Annotated in this window: 5 protein-coding genes; 3 read left to right on the top strand and 2 right to left on the bottom strand. The window is 65.1% G+C overall.

Annotation, left to right across the window (positions count from 1 at the left end; all coding sequences use genetic code 11):
* Positions 1-31: 31 nt before the first annotated feature.
* A complete protein-coding gene (locus B5G34_RS10880) occupies positions 32-1,108 on the bottom strand; it encodes a hypothetical protein (RefSeq protein ID WP_087337135.1) in 1,077 nt (358 codons plus the stop codon).
* Complete coding sequence (locus B5G34_RS10885) at positions 1,105-1,578, bottom strand: RNA polymerase sigma factor (protein WP_087337138.1); 474 nt, start codon at positions 1,576-1,578, stop codon at positions 1,105-1,107. Before B5G34_RS10885 ends, B5G34_RS10880 begins: the two co-directional genes overlap by 4 nt.
* A 146-nt stretch (positions 1,579-1,724) precedes the next feature.
* On the opposite strand from B5G34_RS10885, the gene B5G34_RS10890 reads away from it, so the two are divergent.
* From B5G34_RS10890 to tsaA, 3 genes are all read left to right on the top strand, one after another.
* Positions 1,725-2,525, top strand: coding sequence for an SDR family NAD(P)-dependent oxidoreductase (locus B5G34_RS10890; protein WP_087337140.1), 801 nt, complete (start codon positions 1,725-1,727; stop codon positions 2,523-2,525).
* Positions 2,526-2,846: 321 nt separating this feature from the next.
* Positions 2,847-5,471 (top strand): TetM/TetW/TetO/TetS family tetracycline resistance ribosomal protection protein, encoded by a 2,625-nt coding sequence (locus B5G34_RS10895; RefSeq protein WP_087337142.1) that lies wholly within the window; start codon positions 2,847-2,849, stop codon positions 5,469-5,471.
* Positions 5,468-6,151, top strand: a complete 684-nt coding sequence (gene tsaA / locus B5G34_RS10900; RefSeq protein ID WP_087337146.1) for a tRNA (N6-threonylcarbamoyladenosine(37)-N6)-methyltransferase TrmO — start codon at positions 5,468-5,470, stop codon at positions 6,149-6,151. The genes B5G34_RS10895 and tsaA overlap by 4 nt, the downstream gene beginning before the upstream one ends.
* Positions 6,152-6,341: the final 190 nt, after the last annotated feature.

The following is a 6,341-nucleotide window of genomic DNA, read 5'->3' on the forward strand; positions in this document are numbered from 1 at the left end:
AGGACCGCAAAAGCGGTCCTCCGGTTTTTGGTTACTCCAGGGAAATGACCCAGTCCAGGTCGCCGTAGGTCACGTCGTCCTGGCCCCGGACCATCTGCCCGTCCACGCCGTCCCACCAGTAGTCATGCTCGTAGACCAGCTGGATGGCGCCGATCTCCACCGCCACGATGGGCTCCTCCACCCAGCCTGGGGCGGCGGCCAGCTGGACGTTCACATGGCCGGAGGTGAAGCTGCGGAAGCCCTCCCCCGCGTCGGGGTAGCGCTTCCCGGAGGCCCCGATGAAGGTGACCTGATGGTGGAAGAGGGAAGCCCCCGTCAGCGTCTGGCCCTGGTCGTTCTCCTCCCGGTGGGCGTACACCGACAGCTGCCGCCCGTCCTCACTGACCAGGGCGGTGACGGTGCCCTCAGAAAAGGTCCGGCTGTCCGACCAGGCAGCCTGGGTCTCCGCCGGAGTGAGGGTCAGGGTGCCGGTGTGGGAGCCGCCCCCCTCCAGGTCCAGCAGCTCATAGGTCAGCTCAGTGGGCCGGTCCTCCGGCAGGCGGTAGGTAAATGGCATATGGACCCGGGCGCGGTAGCCCTCCTCCCGCCAGGCCACCTCCGGCCCGCAGTCCAGCCCGATCAGGGCTTTCCAACTCTGCCCCTGGGGCACAAAGCCGTCATAGGGCAGCCACTGGGAGTAGACCTGGTCCCCCTGCTCCAGAGGGACGCCGTCGGCGTAGACCTGCAGTTCCCGGGTGGCCAGCTCATGCTCCTCCAACTCCGGGCTCACCAGGTAGAGCTCCAGCAGCAGGTATTCCCCCTGGCTCACCCCGTCCAGCTGGCACAGCCAGTCCCCCTCGGTCCACCGGTCGGCCTGCTCCACCACCATGACCGGAGCGTCGGCCGCTCCGGCTCCGGCGAAAAACCGGATCATCTTCTGGAACCCCGCCGCCAGGGCCTGATAGTTGCTCACCCCCAGCACCAGGGCCAGACACACCAGGGCGGCCGCCAGCCGCCGGGCGGGGATGCCCCTCCGCCGCCGTCCCTCCGCCGCCGCCAGGGTGTCCTCCACCAGCGACCGGCTGGGGGAGGCCCGGTCAAACAGGGTGCGATAGTTCTCTTCCGTCATAGCTCTTCCGCTCCTTTCCATGCGTCGTGCAGCAGGGCCCGCCCCCGGGCAAGCTGGCTGCGCACCGTGTTGGGACTGCGGCCCAGGATGTCCGCGATCTCCCCGGTGGCGTAGCCCTCGTAGTAGTAGAGGTGGAGCACCGCCCGGTACTTCTCCGGCAGCCCCTCCAGCAGGTCCAGCAGTTCCCCCTCCTCCTGGCTGAGGGCGGGAATGGCCTCCGACAGGGCCACCGTATTCCGCCGCCAGAAGGAGCGGTGGAGCTTCTTGCAGCAATTCACCGTCACCCGCAGCAGCCAGGCCTTCCGGTGCTCCTCCTCCTGAAAGGCGGGGGCGGAACGGAGGTAGCGGAGGAAGACCTCCTGAAACACATCGTCGGCGTCGTGGCCGCTGTGGGTCTGAGCCAGAGCCAGGCGGTACACCATGGCGCCGTAGGCCTCCACCGCCTGTCTCAGGCCGGTCTGATCTTCCATTGTCCTCCCTCCTTTCTGCCCTTAACATCCCTGAGAGGGTGTTTTTGTTGCATCCCCGGCAAAAAATAATGCTTGCGAAATGGATGCCATGGTGCTATCATCATAGTATCATAATCATACCGAATGGTTTAAAAAGGAGAATCATCATGAAAGAACTGGAACAGAAGGTCGCACTGGTCTCCTCCTCCACTCGGGGCATCGGCCTGGCCTGCGCCAAGGCTCTGGCCGCCCAGGGCGCAACCGTCTACCTGGGCGTGCGCCGGCTGGACGCCGGCCAGCAGATTGCCGACGAGATCATCGCCGCCGGCGGACGGGCCGGCGTGGTCTATTTTGACGCCGCCAACGAGGAGAGCTTCTCCGGCATGGTGGACGAGGTGGCCAAGAAGGAGGGCCGGCTGGATATCCTGGTCAACAACTTCGGCGCCACCGACGTCAAGACCGACCTGGACGTGGTGAACGGCGCTACCGACGACTTCTTCCGCATCGTCAACACCAACCTGAAGAGCGTATACCTGCCCAGCAAGGCGGCGGTGCCCCTCATGGCCAAGAACGGCGGCGGCTCCATCATCAACATCGGCTCGGTGGGCGGCATCTATCCCGACCTGAGCCGTACCGCCTACGGCGTCAGCAAGGCCGCCATCCACTTCCTCACCAAGGACATCGCCGTGCAGTACGCCCGGCAGGGGGTACGGTGCAACGCGGTGCTCCCCGGCTTCACCGCCACCGACGCCGCTCTGAACAACATGTCCCAGGCCTTCCTGGACCTGTTTCTGAAGAACGTCCCCCTCAACCGCCCCGGCCGTCCGGAGGACATCGCCGACGCTGTTGCCTTCCTGGCCAGCGACCGGGCCGCCTTCATCACCGGCGAGATCCTGCCTGTGGCCGGCGGCTTCGGCCTGCCCACCCCGCTGTACGGCTCCTACATGAGCGACGGCGCCAAGGGCTGATCCACATCCCTTTAAGGGCCCTTCGGGGCCCTTTCCGTTTGTTAAAGAAGCCTCGCAGAGTTCGCGCCCGCAGGCGCGAAAAAACTTCCAATCTGTTTTCGGCCTCGACATGTGCGTGGCCGAAAACACCTCTCAGCCCGCAAGTGTGAAGTCTGCCCGCTGTAAGCGGACAGAGTTTGCGCGCAGCGGGCTGCAGCCTTTTCGAGAAAGTGGCTTTGCCACTTTCTCGACGGTCTTCAAGGGCCCTTCGGGGCCCTTTTTATTTGCCCCGTTCCCCGGGACATGATATACTATCATATCATACCGTAAAGGACGGCAGCTATGGAAAAACTGGTCGTGGGCATTCTGGCCCATGTGGACGCGGGCAAGACCACCCTCAGCGAGGGACTGCTCTACACCTGCGGAAAATTGAAGAAGCTGGGCCGGGTGGACCACGGGGACGCCTTTCTGGACACCGACCCCATGGAGAAGGAGCGTGGTATCACCATTTTCTCCAAGCAGGCGGTGCTCCCTCTGGAGCAGCTGGAGATCACCCTGCTGGACACCCCCGGCCACGTGGATTTCTCCGCCGAGATGGAGCGCACCCTGTCGGTGCTGGACTGCGCCATTCTGGTGGTCAGCGGGGCTGACGGGGTCCAGGGCCACACCCATACCCTGTGGAAGCTGCTGGAGCGCTACCAGGTGCCCACCTTCCTCTTTGTGAACAAGATGGACCTGGCAGGGGCGGACCGCGCCGCCCTGCTGGGGGAGCTGAAAAGCAAGCTGAACGAGGGCTGCGTGGATATGGCCGATCAGGAGGCCCTCTGTGAGCAGGCCGCCCTGTGCGACGAGTCCCTGCTGGAGGACTACCTGGAGACGGGGACCATTGCCGACGCCGCCCTCACCGCCCTTATGGCCCGGCGGAAGCTGTTCCCCTGCTGGTTTGGCTCTGCCCTGAAACTGGAGGGAGTGGAGGACTTCCTCCGGGGCCTGGAGCACTACGCCCCCCGGCCGGTGTACGGAACCGACTTCGGGGCCCGTATCTTCAAGATCTCCCGGGACAATCAGAACAACCGGCTGGCCTGGATGAAGGTCACCGGCGGCAGCCTGAAAGTTAAGACAGTGCTGGAGGGCCCCGGCTGGACCGACAAGGCCGACCAGCTGCGGGTGTACTCCGGCGCAAAATTCCAGCCGATAGACACGGCCCCGGCGGGGTCCGTGGTGGCGGTCACCGGTCTTTCCGCTGCCGCCGCCGGGCAGGGGTTGGGCTTTGAGGCGGAGGGAGCACCCCCCGCCCTGGAACCGGTGCTCACCTATCAGGTGATCTTGCCCGAGGGGCAGGACCCGGTCACCGCCCTGCGGAAGCTGCGCCAGCTGGAGGAGGAGGACCCCCAGCTTCATCTGGTGTGGAGCGAGCGGTTGAAGGAGATCCACATCCAGCTCATGGGGCAGGTCCAGCTGGAGATTTTGCAGCGGCTCATTGCGGAGCGGTTCAACATGGACGTGTCCTTCGGCCAGGGGGGCATCGTATACCGGGAGACCATCGCCGCGCCGGTCATCGGCGTGGGCCACTACGAGCCCCTCCGCCACTACGCCGAGGTCCATCTATTGATGGAGCCGGGAGCGCGGGGCAGCGGCCTTACTTTGGCCACAGCCTGCCCGGAGGATATGCTGGACGGCAACTGGCAGCGGCTCATTCTCACCCATCTGGCCGAACGGGCCCACCCCGGCGTCCTCACCGGCTCACCTTTGACGGACGTAAAAATCACCCTGCTGGCCGGTCGGGCCCATCTCAAGCACACCGAGGGGGGCGACTTCCGGCAGGCCACCTACCGGGCGGTGCGCCAGGGCCTGATGGAGGCAGAACCTATTCTGCTGGAGCCCTGGTATTCCTTCCGGCTGGAGGTGCCCGCCGCCCAGGTGGGCCGCGCCCTGTCCGACATCCAGCGGATGGGGGGCGAGTGCCAACCCCCGGAGACGGTGGGAGAGCTCACCGTCCTCACCGGCTCCGCCCCGGTGGCGGGGCTGCGGGACTACGGCAGCGAGGTGGCCGCCTACACCAGAGGCATGGGGCAGCTGAGCTGCACCCTGAAGGGCTACTACCCCTGCCACGACCAGCAGGCCGTGGTGGAAGCCCTGGGCTACGACCCGGAGCGGGACGTGGACAACCCCACCGGCTCGGTGTTCTGCGCCCACGGGGCGGGATACAATGTGAAGTGGGACCAGGTGAAGGAGATGGCCCATGTGGACAGCGGCCTGTCTCTGGCGGAGCCCCCGGAGCCTGAGGCGACCGCCGCACCGGCCCGGCGGAGGAGTTACGACTCCGGCCTGTCGCTGGAGCAGGACAAGGAGCTATTGGCCATCTACGAGCGCACCTACGGCAAGGTGGAGCGCAATTCCTTCCGTCCCCAGCCCAAGCCCGCCCGCACCAGTCTGGATGACCGGAAGTACAACGTCCAGACCCAGAACAAGGGGCCGGAGTACCTGCTGGTGGACGGCTACAACATCATCTTCGCCTGGGAGGAGCTGAAGGCGGTGGCCCAGACCAATCTGGATGCCGCCCGGCAGCTGTTGATGGACCTGCTGAGCAACTACCAGGGGTTCAAAAAATGCGTGGTTATCCTGGTGTTTGACGCCTACAAGGTGCCCCGCAATGTACAGGATGTATTCAAATACCACAATATTTACGTTGTGTATACCAAAGAGGCGGAGACGGCGGACACCTATATCGAGCGGGCCACCTATGAGATCGGCAAGCACCACCAGGTGCGGGTGGCCACCTCCGACGGAGCCGAGCAGCTCATCATTCTGGGCCACGGGGCCCTGCGCCTGTCCGCCACCACCTTCAAGGCGGAGGTGGAGCAGGTGGGCGGCCAGATCGCCGCCATCCTGGCCCGCAACAACCGGTCCACCCCGTCCCGGCCGGTGGCCGCCGCCATGAAGAAGGCACAGGAGGAGACCAAATGATCCCCATGCACATCATTGCCCGTATTCGCAGCGACTTCCCCACCAAGTTCGGCATCCCCCGGCAGAGCGGGCTGGTGGAGGAGTTGAAGGCCACCATTGTCTTTGAGCCCGCGTACCGCAACCCGGACGCCCTGCGGGGGCTGGAGGAGTTTTCCCACATCTGGCTCATCTGGCAGTTTTCGGAGGCGGTACGGGACAAGTGGTCCCCCACGGTGCGGCCCCCCCGGCTAGGGGGCAATACCCGCATGGGGGTGTTCGCCACCCGCTCCCCCTTCCGGCCCAACGCCATCGGCCTGTCCTGCGTCAAGCTGGAGGAAATCAGAAAGGACCCCAAACTGGGCACCGTGCTGGTGGTGTCGGGGGCCGACCTCATGGACGGCACCCCCATTCTGGACATCAAGCCCTACCTGCCCTACGCCGATTCCCGCCCGGAGGCCACCGGCGGCTTTACCGGCAACGTGGGGGGCAAGGTACTGGAGGTGGACTTCCCGCCTGAGCTGCTGGCCCAGGTGCCGGAAGACAAGCGGGGGGCTCTCATTGGGGTACTTTCCCGGGACCCCAGGCCCTCCTATCAGCACGACCCGGGCCGGGTGTACGGCATGGCCTTCGGCGGCTGGGAGGTGGGCTTCTCGGTGGACGGGGACACCCTCCGCGTCCGCTGGGTGAAGCCGGGAACATGACCGCAATGAATACATCCACCAGCGAAGCTGGTGGTTGTCACTATGCGGGCATAGCCCTTTGTTCCTCGCGGACGCGTACAGCGCGTAATACGATCTGCCAACTGCGTAAGGACTGCTACTTGCCGCCCGTAAACGGGCTGTTAGATGGGATTCTCAGTTGTTCTCCCATCTCGTCCTCTTTTAGTTGGTT

Origin of the sequence: Flavonifractor sp. An82, assembly GCF_002159265.1 — a bacterium.
Taxonomy (GTDB): Bacteria; Bacillota; Clostridia; order Oscillospirales; family Oscillospiraceae; genus Flavonifractor.